At 66.7% G+C, this 23,253-nt stretch carries 18 protein-coding genes and 2 tRNA genes; 1 reads left to right on the forward strand and 19 read right to left on the reverse strand.

The window, feature by feature from the left end:
• The first annotated feature begins 188 nt into the window (after positions 1-188).
• Positions 189-857: a GntR family transcriptional regulator gene (locus NS331_RS18715; protein ID WP_058643467.1), complete on the forward strand. Its 669-nt coding sequence runs from the start codon at positions 189-191 to the stop codon at positions 855-857.
• Positions 858-1,116: 259 nt separating this feature from the next.
• Here the strand turns inward: NS331_RS18715 and NS331_RS18720 are convergent, their stop codons facing one another.
• From NS331_RS18720 to NS331_RS18810, 19 genes are all read right to left on the reverse strand, one after another.
• On the reverse strand, positions 1,117-1,422 hold the full coding sequence (locus NS331_RS18720; RefSeq protein ID WP_058643468.1) for an ATP-binding protein: 306 nt from the start codon (positions 1,420-1,422) through the stop codon (positions 1,117-1,119).
• A gap of 214 nt (positions 1,423-1,636) precedes the next feature.
• Entirely contained in the window at positions 1,637-2,503 is an 867-nt protein-coding gene (locus tag NS331_RS18725; protein ID WP_058643469.1) for a nucleotidyl transferase AbiEii/AbiGii toxin family protein, read from the reverse strand.
• A complete protein-coding gene (locus NS331_RS18730; RefSeq protein ID WP_058643470.1) occupies positions 2,500-3,105 on the reverse strand; it encodes a type IV toxin-antitoxin system AbiEi family antitoxin domain-containing protein in 606 nt (201 codons plus the stop codon). Before NS331_RS18730 ends, NS331_RS18725 begins: the two co-directional genes overlap by 4 nt.
• Before the next feature lie 137 nt (positions 3,106-3,242).
• A complete protein-coding gene (locus NS331_RS18735; protein ID WP_058643471.1) occupies positions 3,243-4,571 on the reverse strand; it encodes a tyrosine-type recombinase/integrase in 1,329 nt (442 codons plus the stop codon).
• A 178-nt stretch (positions 4,572-4,749) separates the two neighbouring features.
• Positions 4,750-4,825: transfer RNA gene (locus NS331_RS18740), tRNA-Phe, on the reverse strand.
• A 43-nt stretch (positions 4,826-4,868) separates the two neighbouring features.
• On the reverse strand, positions 4,869-5,585 hold the full coding sequence (locus NS331_RS18745) for a response regulator (RefSeq protein WP_058643472.1): 717 nt from the start codon (positions 5,583-5,585) through the stop codon (positions 4,869-4,871).
• A 48-nt stretch (positions 5,586-5,633) separates the two neighbouring features.
• A complete protein-coding gene (locus tag NS331_RS18750) occupies positions 5,634-7,940 on the reverse strand; it encodes a sensor histidine kinase (protein ID WP_058643473.1) in 2,307 nt (768 codons plus the stop codon).
• Positions 7,937-8,515, reverse strand: a complete 579-nt coding sequence (locus NS331_RS18755; protein WP_242873819.1) for a DUF4390 domain-containing protein — start codon at positions 8,513-8,515, stop codon at positions 7,937-7,939. Before NS331_RS18755 ends, NS331_RS18750 begins: the two co-directional genes overlap by 4 nt.
• 28 nt (positions 8,516-8,543) lie before the next feature.
• On the reverse strand, positions 8,544-9,902 hold the full coding sequence (gene rsmB, locus NS331_RS18760) for a 16S rRNA (cytosine(967)-C(5))-methyltransferase RsmB (RefSeq protein ID WP_058643475.1): 1,359 nt from the start codon (positions 9,900-9,902) through the stop codon (positions 8,544-8,546).
• Positions 9,903-9,968: 66 nt separating this feature from the next.
• Entirely contained in the window at positions 9,969-10,523 is a 555-nt protein-coding gene (locus NS331_RS18765) for a LemA family protein (protein ID WP_058643476.1), read from the reverse strand.
• Between the two features lie 182 nt (positions 10,524-10,705).
• Positions 10,706-14,941, reverse strand: a complete 4,236-nt coding sequence (gene rpoC, locus NS331_RS18770; RefSeq protein ID WP_058643477.1) for a DNA-directed RNA polymerase subunit beta' — start codon at positions 14,939-14,941, stop codon at positions 10,706-10,708.
• A gap of 19 nt (positions 14,942-14,960) precedes the next feature.
• Entirely contained in the window at positions 14,961-19,085 is a 4,125-nt protein-coding gene (rpoB, locus tag NS331_RS18775; RefSeq protein WP_058643478.1) for a DNA-directed RNA polymerase subunit beta, read from the reverse strand.
• A gap of 252 nt (positions 19,086-19,337) precedes the next feature.
• Positions 19,338-19,712: a 50S ribosomal protein L7/L12 gene (gene rplL, locus NS331_RS18780; RefSeq protein WP_058643479.1), complete on the reverse strand. Its 375-nt coding sequence runs from the start codon at positions 19,710-19,712 to the stop codon at positions 19,338-19,340.
• 47 nt (positions 19,713-19,759) lie between these two features.
• The gene (gene rplJ, locus NS331_RS18785; protein ID WP_058643480.1) at positions 19,760-20,287 is read right to left on the reverse strand and encodes a 50S ribosomal protein L10; all 528 of its coding nucleotides are present in this window, start codon (positions 20,285-20,287) and stop codon (positions 19,760-19,762) included.
• Between the two features lie 258 nt (positions 20,288-20,545).
• Positions 20,546-21,244, reverse strand: a complete 699-nt coding sequence (rplA, locus tag NS331_RS18790; RefSeq protein WP_058643481.1) for a 50S ribosomal protein L1 — start codon at positions 21,242-21,244, stop codon at positions 20,546-20,548.
• Between the two features lies 1 nt (position 21,245).
• Positions 21,246-21,677 carry a 50S ribosomal protein L11 gene (gene rplK / locus NS331_RS18795; RefSeq protein WP_058643482.1) on the reverse strand — a complete coding sequence of 144 codons (432 nt, stop codon included), beginning with the start codon at positions 21,675-21,677 and terminating at the stop codon, positions 21,246-21,248.
• A gap of 146 nt (positions 21,678-21,823) precedes the next feature.
• Entirely contained in the window at positions 21,824-22,408 is a 585-nt protein-coding gene (nusG, locus tag NS331_RS18800; protein WP_058643483.1) for a transcription termination/antitermination protein NusG, read from the reverse strand.
• A complete protein-coding gene (secE, locus tag NS331_RS18805) occupies positions 22,408-22,791 on the reverse strand; it encodes a preprotein translocase subunit SecE (RefSeq protein WP_058643484.1) in 384 nt (127 codons plus the stop codon). The genes nusG and secE overlap by 1 nt, the downstream gene beginning before the upstream one ends.
• 155 nt (positions 22,792-22,946) lie before the next feature.
• Positions 22,947-23,022: transfer RNA gene (locus NS331_RS18810), tRNA-Trp, on the reverse strand.
• Positions 23,023-23,253: the final 231 nt, after the last annotated feature.

The raw sequence follows: 23,253 nt of genomic DNA on the forward strand, positions 1-23,253 counted from the left end.
CAGTCGATCTGGGGCACTGTACCTCAGTCAAATCACCTCCCCATAGGTGGTAACCCGGGAGCAAATCGAGCCCGCATGAATTAGTGAGGTACTGAACCTCAGAGTGCTACAGTGGGCTTCAGTCTCGGAAAAGATCTATGGAACCGACCAGTGACAAGACGGTCCGTCGCCCCCTGCGCCACCAACCCATGGCGCGCGCGCCCACGCTCGTGGCGCGCGTCACGGAACATGTGCGCCGCTGCATCGTGGAAGGTGAGTGGAAGCTCGGCGAGTACATCTCGGAGGAACGCATCGCGTCGTCCATTGAGGTCAGCCGCACGCCGGTGCGCGAAGCGCTGACCGCCCTGCAGATGCAGGGGCTGGTGACCATTCAGCCCCAGCGCGGCACCTTCGTATTCCTGCCGACGCAGGAAGAGGTGGTCGTCCTGTGCGAGTTCCGCAAGATCATGGAATGCCAGGCCATGTCGCTGTGCATGGAGAAGAGCGCAGCGGCCACGCTGGCGGCGCTGCGGGCGGCCAATGTGGAGATGCAGGCCGCTGCCGCGCGCGGAGACAGACTCACCTATGGCAAGTCGGATGCGGACTTCCACAACGTCTTCTTCGACAACTGCGGCAACCGCTTCTTCGCCGAGGCCTACTACCTGATGTCCGGGCGCTTCGATGCGCTGCGCAACTTTTTGTCAGGCAACCTGAGCCGGGCCAACCCCAGCCCAGCCGACGAGCACGAAGACATCATCGACGCGTTCGCCAGCGGCAAACTCGAGGACACGCAAGCGTTGCTGAGTTCCCATGTCCTCGCCATGAGCGGTCGGTTTGCGACAGCCATGGCCAGTGGCGCTTCCCCGCCTCAAACCTAGCTGTACGCCACCTCGGACCAGCGCTACCGCCAACTGTCTGTTCAATCACATCGCACGACTTTCAGACGCCTTGCCATTGCGGCTGCCACTTTGGGCCGAGGCCATGTGGAAACACAGGCGATCAAAGCCTGCAGGCGCGGCGGAAGGTCCGTCAGGCAATTTGCGTTTTTCCCCGGATCTCAGGCCGGCTTGAGCTGGCATGGGCCTTTCTAGTCCCATGTGAAGCGCGTCACGCAAGGTTTGAAGCGCATAAGGCCGCTCAGAGGTTGATGCGGTGCTCCTTGGCCAGCAATCGATCCAGGATGGTATCGGCTATGGTCGGGTCGCCCAGCCAGGCATGCCAGTGCTCCACCTGCAACTGCAACTGCAACTGCAACTGCGTGGTGAGGATCGTGGCGCGAGCCACAGTACCGGCACGGTCGTCAATGACCCGGCTCGCCGGCTCCAGCGGGGCCCGGGCCCAGTCGTCGAGCACCAGCATCTCGGTGCGCGCCAGATTCGCCAGCCACGCCGCGAAGCCGCCCTTGCCGTGCAGGATGCGCAGTTGCTCGGCCAGACGCAGCACGCGCAGAAGCCCGGCACGTGTGGATTGGCAATCCTTCAGGCTTTCGCCCGCTGACGAACTGCGAAGTTCAGCAGAGCACGTTGGTCGTCCGAGTTAGACGCGTCGCCGACCCTTGACACCAGGCATGACAACATCGCTACGAACACGAGCACCGCCTCGGCTCCCTCGCGCACCGGCAGGCACGACCAAGCAAGCGCCCCGACAAAGCAGTCGGTCAAGCGATACCCGCGGCGGTCGCCCGCAGCAGCGCCGGTGCCAACCCGCAGCGCAGCAGCGCAACGACCTCTGCCAGTGGTCGCGGGGCCATTTCGTTCTTTCGGAGAAACGCCAGCCACAGCGCTTGGCGCGACGGGTCGTTCGCAAACTCATCACTAAGCCCCGAAGGCGGTGAACGCGGCACTTCGGTACCGCGTCGCGTAAAGGTCGCTGAGATGGCCTTTGCCAGCATGTCGGCGTCCAGGGACTCACGGCTCATCAGCACCGACAGATCCAAATAGTCCTTGAGCCCGGTGTTGGTCATGCCCAGGACGGCGATGGCGTGCAGCTTTTCCGCGACGACGGTGTACACCGGATAGGTACGTAGGCGCGGTGCCGGCAGGTCAGCGATCAACACCGGGTACACCGCGTCCAAAGGGCCGGGCGTAACAGCGTCTCCGAAGCCGACATCGATCTGCGTCTTGCACCGGGCCTTGGCCAGGTCCGCCGCGATCAGGATGCGTGCCCCGGCATAGCCTGCATCCTTGCGGATCTCCTCCACCTTGACTGACGCCGGATCGAAATGGATGCCATCGTCCGCCGCCATGGCGGCGATGTCTCGAAAGATCTCAGCTACCGATCCCAAGTCACTCGCACCGGACCCGAGCAGGTCGGCATCGCGCGTCGCGCGGTGCGGCATGTCGTACCAGAGCGTGAAGAGCAAGGCGCCCTTTAGCAGGAAGCGATCGGCGTGCGCGGACTGCCAGAGCCGGTACAGCATGCGCTCCAAGGCAAAGCGCACGAGCACTTGGTTGAAGTCCACGCCCTGCGCCTTGGCGATGTTCAGCAGACGGGCTCGTACCGACGCCGCAAGGTCCTTGCTCACACGATGGCCTCTAGGTAGGGGCGCATCACGTTAGCGACGCGGCAGATCCCGGCGTAGTGCCAAAGCTCGTCTGCCGTGGCCTTCTTCTGTGTCCAGGCATCCCTCAGCGCCTCCAGGGCCACGTCGAGTCCGATCTTGTGGCGATGCTTAAAGCAGTCTGCCACCGTCTTGGCCACGCCATAGACGCGCAGCGGGACCTGATCGCGTTCCACAATCTCGATGCCGGCTGAATAGGCCTCGCCCGAGAACTGGACCATCGTGACGGGGGGATAGTCGATCCGCGGCACATGGCTGCCGCGCGGCATGGCGATCCAGACCTGACGCGGCAGTTGCGTGGTCAGCTCGTGGAGCTGCAGCGCCGTGAGCAGACAGAACACGGCCCGAGGAACCCGGGCAGCGACGGTTGCCAGGCTCTCGTGCTCGGAACCCGGAGAGTCAGGCAGGCGATACAGGCCTCGCCCGACCCGCTCCAGTTGACCCGCAGCGGTCATGCGCGATAGCACCACCCGGGGAGCATCGACGGCATCCAAGTCGCTAGAACGCAGCATCCCCTTCCGAGCCAGCAGGTCGAGAACGCGCTGAGCGTGACTATTCGGCAGCATGGCCCAGAGTATGTTCCAATTTATCGTCAAATTAAATTTTGCGACGTAATTAAGGAACAACTTGCCAGCGACTTGACAGCAAGTCACCCACCTCTTTCCATGCTAAACGGACAAGTTTCAGCATGACGCCGGAGCATTCACTGCCCGAGGCTTTCGGATTCAGCGTGATGAACCGGCCGCGCCGGTGGCCGCACGAACTGCTGCACGTTGTCGCGCAGCAGCAACCCCTTCCCAGCTTCCAAGTCGTCCAGGAAATCGGCCCACTGCTGCACCATCGTCTTGCGCTGCATCAGAAAGGTCGTGCGGTCGTAACTGCCGCCGAGTTCCTCGTCCGACACATGCGCCAAGTGGTGCTCGATAACGTCCGGCGCCCATCCGAGGTACTCCCGGATCATGGTCCGGGCAGTGGCTCGGAAACCATGGCCTGTGATCTGCTCCTTGGTGTCGTAACCCATGCTGCGCAGCGCGGCATTGATGGTGTTGTCGCTGATGTAGCGGGTCTTCTCGGAACGACGCGACATACTGCGAAAGACCGGCCCGATCGGACCAGTCAACGGAAACAGATCCCGCAGGATCTCTGTTGCCTGGCGCGGCAGCGGCACCAAATGCGCCGGTGTGCGGCTGTCGCGCTTCTGCCATTCGCGCAACTTCATCTTCTCGGGCGGACAGCGCCACAGCTCATCCTCCAGACGGATGTCCTCCCATTCGGCGAGGCGCAACTGGCCAGGCCGCTGGAAAATCATCGGTGCCAGCCGCAGGGCGCAGCGCGTGATGAAGGAACCCTTGTAGGAGCGAATGTCCCGCAGCAACCGCCCGAGCTGGACAGGGTCGGTGATGGCGGCATAGTGCCGGCTGCGCGGCGCCGGAAGGCCGCCGGTGTTCTTGTTGACGAAGTTCCCGGCCGGCTCCAGAGCACCCACGTCGACCGCGTACTGGTACACGTGCTGCACTGCCTCTCGTACGCGCTGAGCAGTCTCCAAGTTGCCGCGGTCCTTGATCCGGTGCAGGCATCGCACGATCTCGGTCGGGGCGATTTTCTCGATCGCCCGGTTACCGACCCAGGGGAAGACGTGGATCTCCAGGTGTCGGATGACTTTGTCGGCATAACCGCTCGACCATTGCCTGTCTTTCTTTGCACTGGCGACCCACGCACCCGCCAGCAGAGCAAAGGTGTTCAGCGCCGCAACACGCTCCTGCTCCTCACGTTGCCGACGAACCTCCTTGAGGTCCTGTCCACTCGCGCGCAAGCTACTGGCCTCGTAGGCCTTGGAGCGCGCCTGTGGCAGTGTCACTGCCGGGTACGACCCCAGCCCAAGCTTGACGGTCTTGCCGTCCTTGTCGTAGCGGTAGATCCAGGCCTTCCCGCTGCTGCGCACGCGCAAGAACAGGTTGTCGCCATCATTGAGGAAGGACTCCTTCGGCCCAGGCTTGGTGGCCTTGATTTGTGTCTCGCTCAGCAGCCCCATCTCGTACCCCGTACCCCCGAAAGGTGTCTTTCACGAGATCACTCTAGAGTACAGCTTGGCGTACGGGCAAACGCGGGATGTAACGGGACGACTTGGAACGTTGTGGGCGACATCTCGGAGCCAAGTCCTTGTCGCACAAACAAAAACGCCTAGTCTGGAGGGACTAGGCGTAGGTGTTTGGTGGCCTGGGGCGGAATCGAACCACCGACACGCGGATTTTCAATCCGCTGCTCTACCAACTGAGCTACCGGGCCTTCAAGGCTTGCCTGACGCGTTGGTCATCAGGCGAGCCTCAGATTATAGGGCAGTTTTCTTCCCTTTGGACAAGTCCACCCCCAACTGTTTGAGTTTTCTGTAGAGATGGGTGCGCTCCAGCCCCGTCTTCTCGGCCACGCGGGTCATGGAGCCGTTCTCCATGGCCAGGTGGAACTCGAAGTAGGCCTTCTCGAAGGCATCGCGCACCTCGCGCAGCGGGCGGTCCAGGTCGAAGGTCTGGCGCGCCTGGGGGCCGGTGTCCACGGGGGTGGGGGGCACGGCGGCCAGCACCGGTGCCGTCGCGGGCGCGGCCGGGCCGTTCGCCGCCGGCGCGGCGGCGGGCACCGAGGCCGGCGCGGCCGCGGCCGCCTGCGCCGCGTCGGGCCGGGCGGTGTCCTCGCGCTGCAGGCACTTCTCGACCTCCTTGAGCAGCTTCTTCAGCGTGATCGGCTTTTCGAGGAAGGCGGCGGCGCCGATGCGTGTAGCCTCCACGGCGGTGTCGATGGTGGCGTGGCCGCTCATCATGATCACCGGCATGCTCAGCAGGCCGGCGGCGGACCATTCCTTGAGCAGTGTCACCCCGTCGGTGTCGGGCATCCAGATGTCGAGCAGCACGAGGTCGGGCCGCTCGCGCTGGCGCGCGGTGCGCGCGGCGGCGGCGTTCTCGGCCAGCTCGACGTTGTGCCCTTCGTCGTTGAGGATTTCGAAGAGCAGGTCGCGGATGCCCAGCTCGTCGTCGACCACCAGGATGTTTGCCATGAATGCGAAGGGAGTTCTCGTGCTTGCTGCGGCTGCGCGCTCAGCCTCTCAGGCTGTGGATGGGGCCGTGCGGCCACCGGGGGGCGGCGAAGCGACCGCAAATGATAGCGACACCTGCGCGCCGACCACGACGCCGTCGGCCACGCGGTTGGCGAGGTCGATGCGCGCGCCGTGTTCGTCGGCGATCTTCTTCACCACGGCAAGGCCCAGGCCGGTGCCCTTGCTCTTGGTGGTGACGTAGGGCTCGAAGGCGCGCTTGAGGATGTTCTCGGCGAAGCCGTGGCCGCCGTCGAGCACCGACAGCCGCACGCGCTGGCCCGAATCGCCGAGGCGCGTGCGGATGAGCACCGGCGGCGCCTCGCCCGCGCCGGACTGGGCCGATTCGGTGGCGTCCTGCGCGTTCTGCAGCAGGTTGTGGATGACCTGGCGCAGTTGCTGCGCATCGCCGCGGATCGGCGGGCAGCGCGGGTCCAGCTCGGTCTGCACCGGCACGCCGGCATGCTCGGCGGCGTAGAGCTGCAGCACGTCGCCCACCAGCGCATTGAGGTCCAGGGGCTTGAGTTCGGCAGCGGGCAGGCGCGCATAGTCGCGGAACTCGTTGACCAGCCGCTTCATGGCGTCCACCTGCTCGACGATGGTGCGCACGGACTTCTGCAGCACCGCTTCCTCTGGCGGCGCGACCTTGCCGGTGAGCTTGAGCTCCAGCCGCTCGGCCGACAGCTGGATGGGGGTGAGCGGGTTCTTGATCTCGTGCGCCAGGCGGCGCGCCACCTCGCCCCAGGCCTGGCTGCGCTGGGCCGAGACGATTTCGGAGATGTCGTCGAACACCAGCAGCCGCGCCGCGCCCGGCAACTGGGCGCCGCGGGCCACGATGTTGACGGCGTTGCGCTCGACGCCGTGGCCCACCGCATGCAGCTCGTAGGCATGCTGCCAGTGGTCCAGGCCGTGCTGCTGCGCCTCGGCCTCCAGGTCGTCGAACTGGCGCTGCACCGCGAGGCCGAATTCCGCCAGGCCCGGCACCTCGGCCAGCGGCCGGCCTTCGTAGGCGGCCAGCGGCGCGCGCAGCACCCGGGTGGCACCCGGGTTGGCCGACAGGATGGTGCCGGCAGCATCCAGCACCAGCACGCCCGAGGTGAGGTTGTCCAGGATGGTCTGCAGGTTGGCGCGGGCCGCATCCAGCTGCTGCATGCTCTGCTCGACGGCCATGCGGGCCTCGGCCAGCTGGCGCGTCATCTCGGCGAAGGAGCGGGTCAGGCCGCCCAGCTCGTCGCGCGCACGCGAGACCTGCGTGGGCCGCAGGTCGCCGGCCGCCACCTGGCGCACGCCCTCGGCCAGCACGAGCAGCGGGCGCGCCAGCTGATTGCCGAACAGCACCGCCAGCAGCACCGCGCCGAACACGGCCAGGAAGAGGCACAGCGTGAGCGTGCCGATGTACATGCGCCGCAGGCCGTCGCGGGCGAGGGCCCGCTCCTGGTATTCGCGGTTGGCCTCCTGCACGGCCAGCGCATTGGCCACGATGGCCGGCGGCAGCGGCTGCACGATCTGCAGGAAGCGCGGCTCGTTGAGCTCGAAGCCGGGCCGCGGCACCAGGGCCCAGGCCTTGACCACGGCCTGCGTGGACGCCGTCACCCCGCCCTCGGCCGTTTCGTCCAGGCCCTCGATGCGGGCCGTGGCGCGGTCGGCGCGCACCTGCCGCAGCTGCTGCGGGCTGGGGCGCTCGGGATTGAGCTCGAAGCGCAGCGCGCCGGCGCTGGCCACGAGCTGCCCGGTGGCCGACCAGACCTGCACGCTGTTGGCACCCAGCTGCTCGCGCAGCCGGTCCAGCGCCACCGGCAGCGAGGTGTCGGGCGTGTTGGCCAGCTGGCTGCCGGCGGTGCGGGCCTTGGCGGCCAGGTCGTCCGAGAGCGAATCGAGGGTGGCGCGGCCGAGGTTCAGGCCGGCGTCGAGCGCGCCCTCGACCTTGACGTCGAACCAGCTCTCGATGGAGCGCGCCACGAACTGGTAGGACACCGCATAGACCAGGATGCCCGGCACCACGCCCACCAGCGCGAAGATGGCGGCCAGCTTGATCAGCAGCCGGCTGCCGAACTTGCCCTGCCGCAGCCGGCGCGTGAGGCGGAACGCGACCCACACCAGCACCAGCATGAGCAGCGAGGCCACGACCACGTTGACGGCGAACAGGCGCGGGTAGTTCTGCTCGTACAGCGCGCGGTTGTTGGTGGACTGCGCGAGCAGGAACATCAGCACCAGCCCCAGCGCCGTGACGGCCGCCGCGGCCACGCCCACGCCCCAGCGCCGTGCCCGGGAGCGCCGGCGCGGCGCCTCGCCCAGGCCGCCGGGCAGGGTGTCCTTCACCGTCCGGTCTCCAGCGGCAGGCGGGCGGCGCGCTCGACCGAGACGTTCCATTCCGACTGGCCCACCAGGCCGATCTGGAAGGGCCGCGGCAGCTGCGAGGTGTCGAGGCGGAAGCGGAACACCACCGGATGCAGGCCGCCTTCGGCCACGTCGCCGGCATCGGCCAGGCGCATGCGGCCGATGCGGCGCACGGCGTCCAGCGCTTCGTCGAGCGTGTCGAAATGCTGGCTGAGCGTGACGTTGGAGGTGAGCGGCGTGATGGGGGTGGGCGAGACGTTGAGGCGCCAGCGCCGCATCAGCGGCTGGTAGGCCAGGCGCATGTAGCGGCTGGCCTGGCCGACGCGCTGGTCGGTCCAGTACCAGCGCTCGCGGAACAGCTCGGCCTCGGCCACGAAATGCAGCGCGATGCCCTTGTCGAGCACGTCCGCCACGGCGGCCGGCAGCTCGAAGCGCACCGTGGTGCTGAGGTAGATGGCGTCGTCGCTGGACTCCAGCCGCATCTGCACGATCTCGGCGCGGGCCTGCTGCGCCAGCGCCGCCGCCGGCAGGGCAGCGACGAGGCCGGCGCCCAGCATCCCTGCCAGAAGCCGCCGCCGCGCCGGCTCAGGCCGGGCGCTTTTGCAGCAGCGCGTAGAAGAATCCGTCGTGCTCACCGAGCGCATTGTCCGGGACGCCGCGCCGCCCCGCACCGCCCTGGGGCAGCAAATGCCCGGGCGAGGGCAACAGGCGGGCGTCGGTGTTGTGCGCAAGAAACGCGTCGATCTGGCGCGAGCCCTCCTCGCGGAAGACCGAGCAGGTGCAGTACAGCAGCCGGCCCTCCGGTCGCACGAGCGGCCACAGGGCGGCCAGCAGCATGGCCTGCTGCAGGGCGAGCTGCTCGACGTCGCTCTCGCGGCGCAGCCAGCGCACGTCAGGATGGCGGCGCACGATGCCCGAAGCGGTGCACGGGGCGTCGAGCAGGATGCCGTCGTAGGGCTGGCCGTCCCACCACGACTCGGGACGGGCGGCGTCGGCCACGCGCACGTCGGCGGCCAGGCCCAGGCGGGCGAGGTTCTCGTCGATGCGGCGGGCGCGCTGCGGGTCGATTTCCAGCGCGGTCACGTCCAGCGGCACGGGGCCGGCGCGCTCCAGCAGATGGGCCGTCTTGCCGCCGGGCGCGGCGCAGGCGTCCAGCACGCGCAGACGGGCGCCGGCGGGCGCCAGGCCCTCCAGCAGCAACGGCGCCGCCAGCTGGGCGGCGGCATCCTGCACCGAGAACTCGCCGGCCTCGAAGCCGGGCAACTGCTGCACCGGCCGGGCGGCGCCCAGCTCCACGCCCTGCTCGGCCACCCGGCGCGCGGGCAGCTGGAGCGCCGCCAGGGCGGGCAGGTATCGCTCGACCGAGGTCGTGCGCGCATTGATGCGCAACGTGAGCGGCGCCGGCCCGTTGTCGGCCGTGAGCACCTGCTGCCAGGCCTGTGGATGGTCGCGACGCAGCCGCTCGATCCACCAGCGGGGGTGGTTCCACTGGGCCACCGGCTCGCGCTCGGTGGCGGCGACCAGTTCCTCGCGCTCGCGCAGGAAGCGCCGCAGGCAGGCGTTGATGAAGCTGGCCTGGGCGCGGGTGTGCGGCTGGCGCTTGGCCGCTTCCACCGTCTGGTCGACCAGGGTGAAGGGTTCGTAGGGCGAGCGCTCCGGCGCCCAGCCCAGGGCCAGGGCGGTGCACAGCAGCGCGTCGGCCGCGGGCGGCGGCGTGCGCTTGGCGAGGTGGCGGCGCAGCGCCTCGCCACGGCCCAGCCAGCGCATGGTCTGGAAGGCGATGGCCTGCACGCCGGGGCGCAGTGCCGGCTCGACGGCGTCGAGCGCCGCCGTGCCCGAAGCGCCGCCGCGCACGGCCGCGAGCACGCCGGCCACCAACTGAAGCTGGCGCCACAGCGGCGGCCCCTGGGGGGCGGGGGAGGAAGGGGAATCTCCGATGGACATCGGTTTGAGGCAGGAAGAGCGCGATGGTAATGGGTGGTGGCCCCGGGCCATGCCGGGCCGCCGGACTCAGACCAGCGGCGCCCCGACCCGGAAACGTGCGAGCCAGGCCACGATCACGGCCGGGAACTGCGTCACCGCGGCGTTGTACTGGGCGACGGCGGCATTGAACTGCGGCAGCGCCACCTCGATCGCCGAAGCAGGGAGCGGCCAGGCCGTGCCGGCGAGCAGGTCGCCGGGCCGCAGCGCCGGCATGTCCTGGCCGGGTTGCTGCGAATGGCGATGCCAGGCAGCCACCCAGGCGCGCACGGCGGCGCCCACGGTGGCCATGGTGGGCGCATGCAGCGGCCGCACGCGCGCGGCGCCGAGCGAGGCCGCCAGCTGGCCGCAGGCGCCACGCAGGGCGGTGTCCAGCCCGCGCCGGACTTCGTCGGCCGGTGGCGGCGTGTCGGCCAGCATGGCCTGCACATGCTGCACCTGGGCCATCAGTGCGGCGTCGAGCTGGCCGTAGGCCTGCGTCGCTGCCGCCCGCAAGCGCACCAGGCGGTTGTGGGCACCCACGTACCAGAACACGCCGATGGCGATCAGGCCCCAACTGGTGAGCGAACCGATCCAGCCGTTCATGCGCGCACGCCGCCCGGCCGGGGCGGGCAGGAAAAAGACAAAGAAAAACGCCCTCGCGCCACGGAGGCGGGAGGGCGTCGGAGCGCGGTCATGGAATGGCGCGGTCGTCGTCAGGGCCGGAACCGGGCCACGGGGCTCGCAGGTCATGCGAGGCCCCGCGGGCCGTGTGCCGTGCGGCCCGCTCAGTCGGCGCTGCCGCCCTCGCCGGCATCGGCGGTCGCGTCGGCCGACTCGCCAGGGGCAGCGGCCTCCAGCTCGGCGGCCTCCGCCTCGGCGATGGCGCGGCGCTCGGCCTCGTCCATGGCTTCGCGGGCCTTGCGGGCCTGGTGGTACGCCAGGCCGGTGCCCGCGGGGATCAGGCGGCCGACGATGACGTTTTCCTTCAGGCCACGCAGTTCGTCGCGCTTGCCCATGATGGCCGCTTCGGTCAGCACGCGCGTCGTTTCCTGGAAGGAGGCCGCGGAGATGAACGAGTCGGTGGACAGCGAGGCCTTGGTGATGCCCAGCAGCAGGTTGCTGTAGGTGGCCGGCAGCTTGTCTTCGCGCTGGAGACGCTCGTTGGTGTTGAGGATCTCCGAACGCTCGACCTGCTCGCCCTGGATGTAGCCCGAATCGCCGGAGTTCTCGACCACGACGCGGCGCAGCATCTGGCGAACGATCACCTCGATGTGCTTGTCGTTGATCTTCACGCCCTGCAGTCGGTACACGTCCTGGACTTCGTCCACGATGTAGCGGGCCAGCTCTTCGGAACCCAGCAGACGCAGGATGTCCTGCGGATCGGCCGGGCCGTCGACCACGACTTCGCCCTTGTTCACCACCTGGCCTTCGTGCACCAGGATGTTCTTCTCCTTGGGCACGAGTTCTTCCCACACCTTGCCTTCGGGGTCGGTGATCTGCAGGCGGATCTTGCCCTTGGTCTCCTTGCCGAAGGAAATGGTGCCGGTCATCTCGGCCAGCAGGCCCTTGTCCTTGGGCGAGCGGGCTTCGAACAGCTCGGCCACGCGGGGCAGACCGCCCGTGATGTCACGGGTCTTCTGGCCTTCGACCGGGATGCGGGCCAGCACTTCGCCGGGGCCCACGTCCTGGCCGTCGCGCACCTGGATCAGCGCGCCCACCTGGAAGCCGATGGCCACCGAGTGGTCGGTGCCCGGGATCTTGACTTCCTGGCCCTGCGCGTCGAGCAGCTTGACCAGCGGACGCACCACCTTGGCGGCGCCGCGGCGCTTCGGATCGATCACCACCAGCGTGGACAGGCCGGTCACTTCGTCGACCTGCTTGGCCACGGTGACGCCCTCTTCCACGTTCTCGAACTTCGTCTGGCCGGCGAATTCCGTGATGATGGGTCGGGTCAGCGGGTCCCAGTTGGCCAGGATCGTGCCGGCCTTGATCTGCTGGTCGGCCTTGACGGTCAGCGTCGCGCCGTACGGCACCTTGTGGCGCTCGCGCTCGCGGCCGTGCTCGTCCTGGATGATGATCTCGCCCGAACGGGCGATGACCACCAGTTCGCCCTTGGAGTTGGTCACGTAGCGCATCGTGGCGTTGAAGCCGATGATGCCGTTCGACTTGGCTTCCACGCTCGAGGCGATGGCGGCGCGCGAAGCGGCACCGCCGATGTGGAAGGTCCGCATCGTCAGCTGCGTGCCGGGCTCGCCGATCGACTGGGCGGCAATCACGCCGACCGCTTCGCCGATGTTCACCAGGCCGCCGCGGCCCAGGTCGCGGCCGTAGCACTTGGCGCACAGGCCGTAGCGGGTGGCGCAGGTCAGCGCGGTGCGCACCTTCACCTCGTCCACGCCGGCGGCTTCGAGGATCTCGATGGCGTCTTCGTCCAGCATCTCGCCGGCCTTGACCAGCACGCTGCGGTTTTCCGGGTGCAGCACGTCGTCGGCGGCCGTGCGGCCGAGGATTCGGTCGCGCAGCGACTCGATCACCTCGCCGCCTTCCACGATGGCGCGCATCGCGGTGCCGTCGCTGGTGCCGCAATCCGGATCGGTCACGACCAGATCCTGCGTCACGTCCACCAGACGGCGGGTCAGGTAACCCGAGTTTGCCGTCTTCAGCGCCGTGTCGGCCAGGCCCTTACGGGCACCGTGCGTGGAGATGAAGTACTCCAGCACGTTCAGGCCTTCGCGGAAGTTGGCCGTGATGGGCGTCTCGATGATCGAGCCGTCCGGCTTGGCCATCAGGCCCCGCATGCCGGCCACCTGGCGGATCTGGGCGGCGGAACCCCGCGCGCCCGAGTCGGCCATCATGTAGATGGAGTTGAAGGACTCCTGGTCCACTTCCTTGCCGTGGCGGTCGGTGACCTTCTGCTTGGACAGCTGGGCCATCATCACCTTGGAGACGGCGTCACCCGCGCGGCCCCAGATGTCCACGACCTTGTTGTAGCGCTCGCCGGCCGTCACCAGGCCCGAGACGTACTGCTGCTCGATCTCCTTCACCTCGCGCGAGGCGTCGTCGATGATCTTTTCCTTCTCCGGCGGCACCAGCATGTCGTCGATGGCGATCGAGATGCCGGCCTTGGTCGCGAGGCGGAAGCCGTTCTGCAGCAGCTTGTCGGCGAAGACCACCGTCTCCTTCAGGCCGCAGCGGCGGAAGGAGGCGTTGATCAGCTTGGAGATCTCCTTCTTCTTCAGCGCCTTGTTGATGTTGCTGAAGGGCAGGCCCTTGGGCAGGATCTCCGACAGCAGCGCGCGGCCGACGGTCGTGTCCACCAGGGAGGTCGAGGGCTCGAACTCGCCGGTGTCCTTGTTCTTGTTCCACTCGGTGATGCGCACCGCCACCTTGGCGGTGAGCTCGACCTGGCCGGCGTCGAGTGCGCGCTGAACTTCACCGATGTCGGAGAAGATCAGGCCCTCGCCCTTGCCGTTGATGCGGTCGCGGGTGGTGTAGTACAGGCCCAGCACCACGTCCTGCGACGGCACGATGGAGGGCTCGCCCGAGGCCGGGAACAGCACGTTGTTGGAGGCCAGCATCAGCGTGCGGGCTTCCACCTGCGCCTCGACCGACAGCGGCACGTGGACGGCCATCTGGTCGCCGTCGAAGTCGGCGTTGAAGGCCGCGCAGACCAGCGGGTGCAGCTGGATGGCCTTGCCTTCGATCAGGATCGGCTCGAAGGCCTGGATGCCCAGGCGGTGCAGCGTGGGGGCGCGGTTCAGCAGGACGGGGTGCTCCTTGATCACCTCTTCCAGGATGTCCCACACCACCGGCGTGCCGGCTTCCACTTCCTTCTTGGCGGCCTTGATCGTCGTCGCGATGCCCATGGCTTCGAGGCGCGAGAAGATGAAGGGCTTGAAGAGTTCGAGCGCCATCAGCTTCGGCAGGCCGCACTGGTGCAGCTTGAGCGTCGGGCCCACCACGATGACCGAACGGCCCGAGTAGTCGACGCGCTTGCCCAGCAGGTTCTGGCGGAAGCGGCCGCTCTTGCCCTTGATCATGTCGGCCAGCGACTTCAGGGCGCGCTTGTTGGCGCCCGTCATGGCCTTGCCGCGGCGGCCGTTGTCCAGCAGGCTGTCCACGGCCTCCTGCAGCATCCGCTTCTCGTTGCGCGCGATGATTTCCGGGGCCTTGAGCTCCAGCAGGCGGCGCAGACGCGAGTTGCGGTTGATGACGCGGCGGTACAGGTCGTTCAGGTCCGACGTGGCGAAGCGGCCACCGTCCAGCGGCACCAACGGACGCAGGTCCGGCGGCAGCACGGGCAGCACGTCCAGCACCATCCACTCGGGCTTGATGCCCGACTTGCGGAAGGCTTCCAGCACCTTGAGGCGCTTGGAGTTCTTCTTGACCTTGACTTCGGAGCCGGTCAGGTCGCCGCGCAGGCGCTCGATCTCGGTGTCGAGTTCGATGGACTGCAGCAGGTCCTTGATGCCTTCGGCGCCCATCTTGGCGATGAACTCGTCACCGTATTCGGTGCGCTTCGCCTCGTAGTCGTCCTCGGTCATGATGCCGAACTTCTTCAGCGGGGTCATGCCGGGGTCGACGATCACGTAGGCTTCGAAGTACAGCACGCGCTCGATGTCGCGCAGCGTCATGTCCAGCACCAGGCCCAGGCGCGACGGCAGCGACTTCAGGAACCAGATGTGGGCGCAGGGCGCGGCCAGGTCGATGTGGCCCATGCGCTCGCGGCGCACCTTGGTCTGCGTGACTTCGACGCCGCACTTCTCGCAGATGACGCCGCGGTGCTTCAGGCGCTTGTACTTGCCGCACAGGCACTCGTAGTCCTTGATGGGCCCGAAGATCTTGGCGCAGAACAGGCCGTCGCGCTCGGGCTTGAAGGTGCGGTAGTTGATCGTCTCGGGCTTCTTCACCTCGCCGAAAGACCACGAACGGATCTTCTCGGGCGAAGCCATGCCGATCTTGATGGCATCGAAATGCTCATCGGGCGTGAACTGCTTGAACAGGTCGAGTAGCGATTTCATGTGACTCTTTCCCTTTCAATTACGAGCGCTCGAGCTCGATGTCGAGACCCAGCGAGCGGATTTCCTTGACCAGCACGTTGAACGATTCCGGCATGCCGGCCTCGATGGCGTGTTCGCCCTTGACGATGTTCTCGTAGACCTTGGTGCGGCCCTGGACGTCGTCGGACTTGACGGTGAGCATTTCCTGCAGCACGTAGGAGGCGCCGTAGGCTTCCAGCGCCCACACTTCCATTTCACCGAAGCGCTGGCCGCCGAACTGGGCCTTGCCGCCCAGCGGCTGCTGCGTGACGAGCGAGTACGGACCCGTGGAGCGGGCGTGCATCTTGTCGTCCACCAGGTGGTGCAGCTTCAGGAAGTGCATGTAGCCGACGGTTACGGGGCGCTCGAAACGATCGCCGGTGCGGCCGTCGTACAGGTAGGCCTGGGTACGCGTGTCGGTCAGGCCCTTGAGCTTGGCGATGTCGTCCGGGAAGGCCAGCTTCAGCATCGCGCGGATGTCCTCTTCGGCCGCGCCGTCGAACACCGGGGTGGCGAAGGACACACCGTTTTGCAGGTTGTGCGCCATCTCCACGATCTCGGTGTCGTTCAGGGCGTCCAGGTTTTCCTTGCGGCCGGTGCTGTTGTAGAACTGCTCCAGGAACTGGCGCAGCTCGGCCACCTTGGCCTGCGTCTGCAGCAGGTTGCCGATGCGCTCGCCGATGCCCTTGCCGGCCCAGCCCAGATGCACTTCCAGCACCTGGCCCACGTTCATCCGCGAGGGCACGCCCAGCGGGTTCAGGCAGATGTCGCACGGCGTGCCGTCGGCCATGTGGGGCATGTCCTCGACCGGAACGATCTTGGACACCACGCCCTTGTTGCCGTGGCGGCCGGCCATCTTGTCGCCGGGCTGGAGGCGGCGCTTGACGGCCAGGTACACCTTGACCATCTTGAGCACGCCCGCGGGCAGCTCGTCGCCCTGCGTGAGCTTCTTGCGCTTCTCTTCGAAGGCCAGGTCGAAGCTGTGGCGGGTCTGCTCCAGCGAGTTCTTGATGGACTCGAGCTGGGCCGCGACTTCGTCCTCGGCCGGACGGATGTCGAACCAGTGGAACTTCTCGACCGACGACAGGTAGGCCTTGTCCAGCTTGGTGCCCTTGGCCAGCTTGTTCGGGCCGCCGTTGGCGGTGCGGCCGGTCAGCAGCTTCTCGATCCGGTCGAAGGCGTCGGCCTCGACGATGCGCAGCTGGTCGTTCAGGTCCAGGCGGAAGCGCTTGAGCTCGTCGTCGATGATCTGCTGGGCGCGCTTGTCGCGCTGGATGCCTTCACGGGTGAAGACCTGCACGTCGATGACGGTGCCCGAGGAGCCCTGGTCCACGCGCAGCGAGGTGTCCTTCACGTCGGAGGCCTTCTCGCCGAAGATCGCACGCAGGAGCTTCTCTTCCGGCGTCAGCGTGGTCTCGCCCTTGGGCGTGACCTTGCCCACCAGCACGTCGCCGGGGGTGACTTCGGCACCCACGTAGATGATGCCGGACTCGTCCAGGCGGTTGAGCTGCTGCTCGGCCAGGTTGGGGATGTCGCGGGTGATTTCCTCGGCGCCCAGCTTGGTGTCGCGGGCCATGACCACCAGTTCCTCGATGTGGATCGAGGTGTAGCGGTCGTCGGCCACCACGCGTTCGGAGATCAGGATCGAGTCTTCGAAGTTGTAGCCGTTCCACGGCATGAAGCCGATCAGCATGTTCTGGCCCAGGGCGAGCTCGCCCAGGTCGGTCGAGGCGCCGTCGGCCACCACGTCACCCTTGGCCAGCTTGTCGCCGCGCTTGACGATGGGACGCTGGTGGATGTTGGTGTTCTGGTTGGAACGCTGGTACTTGATGAGGTTGTAGATGTCCACACCCACCTCACCGGCCTGCGCTTCGTCGTCGTTGACGCGCACCACGATGCGGGTGGCGTCCACGTAGTCGACGATGCCGCCGCGCGTGGCCGTGACCACGGTGCCCGAGTCCACGGCCGAGACGCGCTCGATGCCGGTGCCCACGAAAGGCTTCTCGGGACGCAGCACGGGCACGGCCTGGCGCTGCATGTTGGCGCCCATCAGTGCGCGGTTGGCGTCGTCGTGCTCCAGGAAGGGCACGAGCGAGGCCGCCACCGACACGATCTGCGCCGGCGACACGTCCATGTACTGGATGCGGTCGGCGCCGACCAGGATCGATTCGCCCTTCTCGCGGGCCGACACCAGGTCGCCCGTCAGGCGGCCTTCGTCGTCCAGCGCCGCATTGGCCTGGGCGATGACGTACTTGCCTTCCTCGATGGCCGACAGGTAGTCGATGTCCATCGTGACCTTGCCGTCCACCACGCGGCGGTACGGCGTCTCGATGAAGCCGTACTCGTTCAGGCGGGCGTACAGGGCCAGCGAGTTGATCAGGCCGATGTTCGGGCCTTCCGGCGTTTCGATCGGGCACACGCGGCCGTAGTGCGTGACGTGCACGTCACGCACTTCGAAGCCGGCGCGTTCGCGCGTCAGACCGCCCGGGCCCAGGGCCGAGACGCGACGCTTGTGCGTGATCTCGGACAGCGGGTTGGTCTGGTCCATGAACTGCGACAGCTGCGAGGCGCCGAAGAATTCCTTCAGGGCGGCCGAGATCGGCTTGCTGTTGATCAGGTCGTGCGGCATGAGCGGCTCTTGCTCGGCCTGGCCCAGACGCTCCTTGACCGCCTTCTCGATGCGGGCGAGGCCAGTGCGGTACTGGTTCTCGGCCAGCTCGCCGACGCAGCGCACGCGGCGGTTGCCCAGGTGGTCGATGTCGTCGACTTCGCCGCGGCCGTTGCGCAGGTCGACCAGGATCTTGACCACGGCCAGGATGTCCTCGTTGGTCAGGACCATCGGGCCCGTGGCCTCGTCGCGGCCGATCTTGGCGTTGAACTTCATCCGGCCCACGCGCGACAGGTCGTAGGTGTCCGGGTTGTAGAACAGGCGCTGGAACAGGGCCTGCACGGCGTCTTCCGTCGGCGGCTCGCCGGGGCGCATCATGCGGTAGATGGCCACGCGGGCGGCGAACTCGTCGGCCGTCTCGTCGATGCGCAGGGTCTGGCTGATGTAGGCGCCCTGGTCCAGCTCATTCGTGTAGATGCACTGGATCTCCTGCACACCGGCGGTGCGCAGCTTCTTGAGCACGGTCTCGGTCAGCTCGTCGTTGGCCTTGGCCAGCACCTCGCCCGTGTCGGGGTCGATGATGTTGCGGGCCAGCACGCGGCCGACCAAGAAGTCTTCCGGCACGCTGATGTGCGTGGTGCCCGACTGCTCCAGATCGCGGGTGTGGCGGGCCGTGACGCGCTTGTCCTTGGCCACGACCACCTTGCCGGCCTTGTCGGTGATGTCGAAGCGCGCGACTTCGCCGCGCAGCCGCTCGGCCACGAACTCCATCTGGCCGCCGCTGTCCATCAGGCGGAAGTTGTCGTTGACGAAGAAGTTCGCCAGGATCGATTCGGGGTTCAGGCCGATGGCCTTGAGCAGGATCGTGACCGGCATCTTGCGGCGGCGGTCGACGCGGAAGTACAGGATGTCCTTCGGGTCGAACTCGAAGTCCAGCCAGGAGCCGCGGTAGGGGATCACGCGGGCCGAGAACAGCAGCTTGCCCGAGCTGTGCGTCTTGCCCTTGTCATGCTCGAAGAACACACCGGGGGAGCGGTGCAGCTGCGACACGATCACGCGCTCGGTGCCGTTGATGATGAAGGAGCCCTTGTCGGTCATCAGGGGCACTTCGCCCATGTAGACCTCTTGTTCCTTCACTTCCTTGACCACCTTGGACTGCGAGGTCGAGGACTCGCGGTCGTAGATGATCAGCTGCACCTTGGCGCGCACGGCCGAGGCGAAGGTCAGGCCGCGGGTCTGGCATTCGCGCACGTCGAAGGCGGGCTTGGCCAGGTTGTACTCCAGGAACTTCATCTCCACGAAACCGTTGTGGGAGACGATGGGGAAGGCGGCGTTGAAGGCGGCTTGCAGGCCTTCGTCGCTGCGCTTCTGGGGCGCCGAGGAGGCCTGCAGGAAGGCGGTGTAGGCGTCCTTCTGCATCTGCAGAAGGTAGGGAATCTGGACGACGCTGTCGCGGTGGCCGAAGCTTTTGCGGATGCGCTTGCGTTCGGTGTAACTGTAGGTCGATGCTTGGGCCATGAGAGCTCCGGGGCTTGAGATCATCAGCGACTAGGGTCAGCAACGCGCGGGCGTTCCTGCTTGGCGGCTGGCCACTACCAGCCGATGGCGGACGGCGATGCATTGCACATCGCCCGAACCAAGAGTCCTTCTGCAGTCGGGGTCAGAAGACACTCGAAAGCCAGCGGCAGGCGTCGGCTTTCGGGTGCGCTCTGAAAGCGGCAAAGGCTGGAAGGCCCGCAAGGGCACTTCCAGCCTCCAGGAGAAGCCGAATTACTTCAGTTCCACCTTGGCGCCGGCGTCTTCCAGCTTCTTCTTGGCGGCTTCGGCGTCAGCCTTGGCCAGGCCTTCCTTGACGGCCTTCGGAGCGGCTTCCACCAGGTCCTTGGCTTCCTTCAGGCCCAGGCCGGTGATTTCGCGCACGGCCTTGATGACGGACACCTTGTTGGCGCCGGCATCGGTCAGGACGACGTTGAACTCGGTCTTCTCTTCGGCGGCCGGAGCGGCAGCGGCGCCGCCGGCAGCGGGAGCAGCCATTGCAGCGGCGCTCACGCCGAACTTCTCTTCGATGGCCTTGACCAGGTCGTTGAGCTCGAGGACCGTCATGCTGTCCAGAGCGGTCAGGAATGCGTCTTTATCGAATGCCATGTTGATTTCCTAAAACAGATTGGGTTGATTGCCGCGCGATCAATGGATCAGGCCGCGGCGGCCTCGGCTGCAGGTTCTTCTGCAGCGCCTTCGCCACGCTTGGCCGCCAGGGCACCCAGCACCACGGCGGTGCGGGAGATCGGCGACATCAGCAAGCCGCACAGCTGGGCCAGCAGCACTTCCTTGGTAGGAATGTTGGCCAGCTGCTTCACGCCTTCCACGTCCAGGGCCTTGCCCGCGAAAGCGCCACCGCGAATCACCAACTTGTCGTTGGTCTTCGCGAAGTCGGCCACCACCTTGGCGGCAGCGACGGCGTCTTCGGAGAAGCCATAGATCAGCGGACCGGTCATCTGGTCGCCGACGACTTCGAATGCGCTGCCAGCCACGGCACGGCGGGCCAGGGTGTTCTTCAGAACACTCAGGCTCACACCCTTTTCGCGGGCGGCGTTGCGCAGACGGGTCATGTCGGCCACCGTGATGCCACGGTATTCCGCCAGGACGAGCGTTTGAGCTTTAGCTGCGAGGCCGGTCACTTCTTCAATGACCGCTTGTTTCTCACTGCGATTCAGACTCAAGGTCTACTCCTTTTCAATGTCGCCCGGTTGCCCGGGCGACGCCTTCATGCAGCGACCAACTGTTTCGGAACCGGAATTCCTTGCAGTGGGATCGCCATCTGCGCTGGCCGACCTGAGGTCGATTAAGGCGTCGAGGTTCTCACCCCGGCCGCCGCCAGCGGTCTTGGATGGCCCGCAGCCCCTTCCGCGAGGAAGGAAGCTGCGGCCCACCACATCCGCCGGACCGCCCGAAGGCGACCCGGCAAATCACGTTCAGGCTCAGGCCTGGGCGATGGACTGCGTGTCCACGCGCACGCCCACACCCATGGTGGACGACACGGCGACCTTGCGCAGGTACACGCCCTTGCTGGTGGCCGGCTTGGCCTTGTTCAGCGCGTCGATCAGCGCCACCAGGTTGCCCTGGAGCTTGTCGCTGTCGAAGGAGCGGCGGCCGATGGTGCCGTGGATGATGCCGGCCTTGTCGACACGGAACTGCACCTGGCCAGCCTTGGCGTTCTTCACGGCCGTGGCGACGTCGGGCGTCACGGTGCCGACCTTGGGGTTCGGCATCAGGCCGCGCGGGCCCAGGATCTGGCCCAGCGTACCGACCACGCGCATCGCGTCGGGGGCGGCGATCACCACGTCGAAGGGCATGTCGCCCGCCTTGACCTGGGCAGCCAGGTCGTCCATGCCGACGATGTCGGCACCGGCGGCCTTGGCCTCTTCGGCCTTGGCGCCCTGGGCGAACACGGCCACGCGCTTGGTCTTGCCGGTACCGTTGGGCATCACGACGGCGCCACGCACCACCTGGTCCGACTTCTTGGCGTCGATGCCGAGTTGCACGGCCACGTCGATGGACTCATCGAACTTGGCGGTGGCGTGCTCCTTCACCAGCGTCAGCGCATCGGCGAGCGCGTACAGCTTGGTGGTTTCGATCTTGCCCTGCTGGGCCTTTGCCTTCTTGGTCAGCTTGGCCATCTCACACGCCCTCCACGTTGACACCCATCGAACGGGCGGAGCCGGCGATGGTGCGAACCGCTGCGTCCAGATCGGCAGCGGTCAGGTCCTTCATCTTGGCCTTGGCGATGTCCTCGAGCTGGGCGCGCGTGATCTTGCCGACCTTGTCGGTGTGCGGCTTGGCCGAGCCCTTGTCCAGCTTGATCGCCTTCTTGATCAGCGTGGTCGCCGGCGGCGTCTTGATGATGAAGGTGAAGCTCTTGTCCGCGAAGGCGGTGATCACCACCGGCAGCGGCAGACCGGGCTCGACGCCCTGGGTCTGGGCGTTGAACGCCTTGCAGAACTCCATGATGTTCAGGCCGCGCTGACCCAGCGCGGGACCGATCGGCGGCGAGGGGTTGGCCTTGCCTGCCGGCACTTGCAGCTTGATGAAGCCGACGATTTTCTTCGCCATGCTTGACTCCTTGCGGGTGTTAGCGCCACGGACGTGTCCGCGGCTCCCCGGGGTTGCGACTCAGGAAATGAAGCGGACCGCCGAGTCGTGGGGGCGGACCACCGGAAGCCGCAGCTGGCATCGCCAGCCGCGTTCTTGTCTTTGTCTCAGGTCTTCTCGACCTCGGCGAAGCCCAGCTCCACCGGCGTCGCACGTCCGAAGATCATCACGGACACGCGCAGCTTGCTCTTCTCGTAGTTGACTTCCTCGACGGTGCCGTTGAAGTCGGTGAACGGGCCTTCCTTGACCCGCACCAGCTCGCCGGCGAGGAACTCGACCTTGTGGCGGGGCTTCTCGGTGCCCTGCTGCATCTGGTTGACGATCTCGTCGACCTCGCGCTGCGAGATGGGCGCCGGGCGGTTCTTGGCACCGCCCACGAAGCCGGTCACCTTGCTGGTGTGCTTCACCAGATGCCAGGTGTCGTCGTCCATCACCATCTCGACCAGCACGTAGCCGGGGAACAGGCGGCGCTCCAGCGTGCGCTTCTGGCCGTTCTTGACGTCCACCACCTCTTCGCTCGGCACCAGGATGCGGCCGAACTTGGACTGCATGCCGGCGCGGTTGATGCGCTCGGTGATGTTGCGTTCCACGGCCTTCTCCATGCCCGAGTAGGCATGGACCACGTACCAGCGCAGGTCCGGATTGGAGGGCGGCGCCAGGGCGGGAGACTCGTTGTCGACGTTGTCGTTCATTACTTTTTCCAGCCCAGCAGCAGGTCGTAGAAGAACCACTCGAGGGTCTTGTCCGTCACCCAGAGGAACAGGGCCATGATGACCGCGAAGGCGAACACGTAGGCGGTCATCTGGATGGCCTCCTTGCGCGTCGGCCAGACCACCTTGCGCACTTCGCGCCAAGCGTCGCGCCCGAAACCGTACAGACGCTTGCCAGAGTCGGAAGTGGCGAACACGGCCACGGCCGCGGCCAGGCCGACGATCAGCGCGCCCCACTGGGCCCAGGCGCCCTGGCGGCCGAGCATGTAGAACGCCACGAGCGCACCCACCAGCAGCACCACGGCCGCCGCAAGCTTGGCCTTGTCGGCGCCCGTCTGGACGGTTTCGATTTGAGTTGTGGCCATTCGGCAAATTCCTGGCCTCGCGGCCGCTAGGGACGTCTCATCGCAAGACGCCGAAGCCCGCCGGAGCGCGGCGGGCTTGAATCGGGTCGGTTTCGCCGGACTGTTTCGGCTGGATCCGGTACTTTCGGCCCGGGACCCATCGCCACCTCGTCAGGTGGCAGGGGCAGTAGGAATCGAACCTACAACCTTCGGTTTTGGAGACCGACGCTCTGCCAATTGAGCTATACCCCTAAGGCCTGTTCGACAAGCCTGGAGGCGCCATCCGAGGATGGCACCCCCGCAACATCGCAATTACTCGATGATCTTGGCCACGACGCCGGCGCCGACGGTACGACCGCCTTCGCGGATGGCGAAGAGCCTCTCGCGTATACACATCTGCACCTGCCGACGAAGAGGATAGTGTGGCTTCATGTCGGCTCTGCATCATCCAAATAGACGAAGACACCGACAGTCAAGTACGAA

It is taken from the genome of Pseudacidovorax intermedius, assembly GCF_001476815.1.
GTDB classification, from domain to species: domain Bacteria; phylum Pseudomonadota; class Gammaproteobacteria; order Burkholderiales; family Burkholderiaceae_C; genus Xenophilus; species Xenophilus intermedius_A.

What these genes read in the sequence shown, in the direction of transcription:
- NS331_RS18715 (WP_058643467.1), top strand. Translation starts at nt 189, where the DNA reads ATGGCGCGCGCGCCCACGCTCGTGGCGCGCGTCACGGAACATGTGCGC.
- NS331_RS18730 (WP_058643470.1), bottom strand. Translation starts at nt 3,105, where the DNA reads ATGCTGCCGAATAGTCACGCTCAGCGCGTTCTCGACCTGCTGGCTCGG.
- NS331_RS18735 (WP_058643471.1), bottom strand. Translation starts at nt 4,571, where the DNA reads ATGGGGCTGCTGAGCGAGACACAAATCAAGGCCACCAAGCCTGGGCCG.
- NS331_RS18745 (WP_058643472.1), bottom strand. Translation starts at nt 5,585, where the DNA reads ATGGCAAACATCCTGGTGGTCGACGACGAGCTGGGCATCCGCGACCTG.
- NS331_RS18755 (WP_242873819.1), bottom strand. Translation starts at nt 8,515, where the DNA reads ATGCTGGGCGCCGGCCTCGTCGCTGCCCTGCCGGCGGCGGCGCTGGCG.
- rsmB (WP_058643475.1), bottom strand. Translation starts at nt 9,902, where the DNA reads ATGTCCATCGGAGATTCCCCTTCCTCCCCCGCCCCCCAGGGGCCGCCG.
- NS331_RS18765 (WP_058643476.1), bottom strand. Translation starts at nt 10,523, where the DNA reads ATGAACGGCTGGATCGGTTCGCTCACCAGTTGGGGCCTGATCGCCATC.
- rpoC (WP_058643477.1), bottom strand. Translation starts at nt 14,941, where the DNA reads ATGAAATCGCTACTCGACCTGTTCAAGCAGTTCACGCCCGATGAGCAT.
- rpoB (WP_058643478.1), bottom strand. Translation starts at nt 19,085, where the DNA reads ATGGCCCAAGCATCGACCTACAGTTACACCGAACGCAAGCGCATCCGC.
- rplL (WP_058643479.1), bottom strand. Translation starts at nt 19,712, where the DNA reads ATGGCATTCGATAAAGACGCATTCCTGACCGCTCTGGACAGCATGACG.
- rplA (WP_058643481.1), bottom strand. Translation starts at nt 21,244, where the DNA reads ATGGCCAAGCTGACCAAGAAGGCAAAGGCCCAGCAGGGCAAGATCGAA.
- rplK (WP_058643482.1), bottom strand. Translation starts at nt 21,677, where the DNA reads ATGGCGAAGAAAATCGTCGGCTTCATCAAGCTGCAAGTGCCGGCAGGC.
- nusG (WP_058643483.1), bottom strand. Translation starts at nt 22,408, where the DNA reads ATGAACGACAACGTCGACAACGAGTCTCCCGCCCTGGCGCCGCCCTCC.
- secE (WP_058643484.1), bottom strand. Translation starts at nt 22,791, where the DNA reads ATGGCCACAACTCAAATCGAAACCGTCCAGACGGGCGCCGACAAGGCC.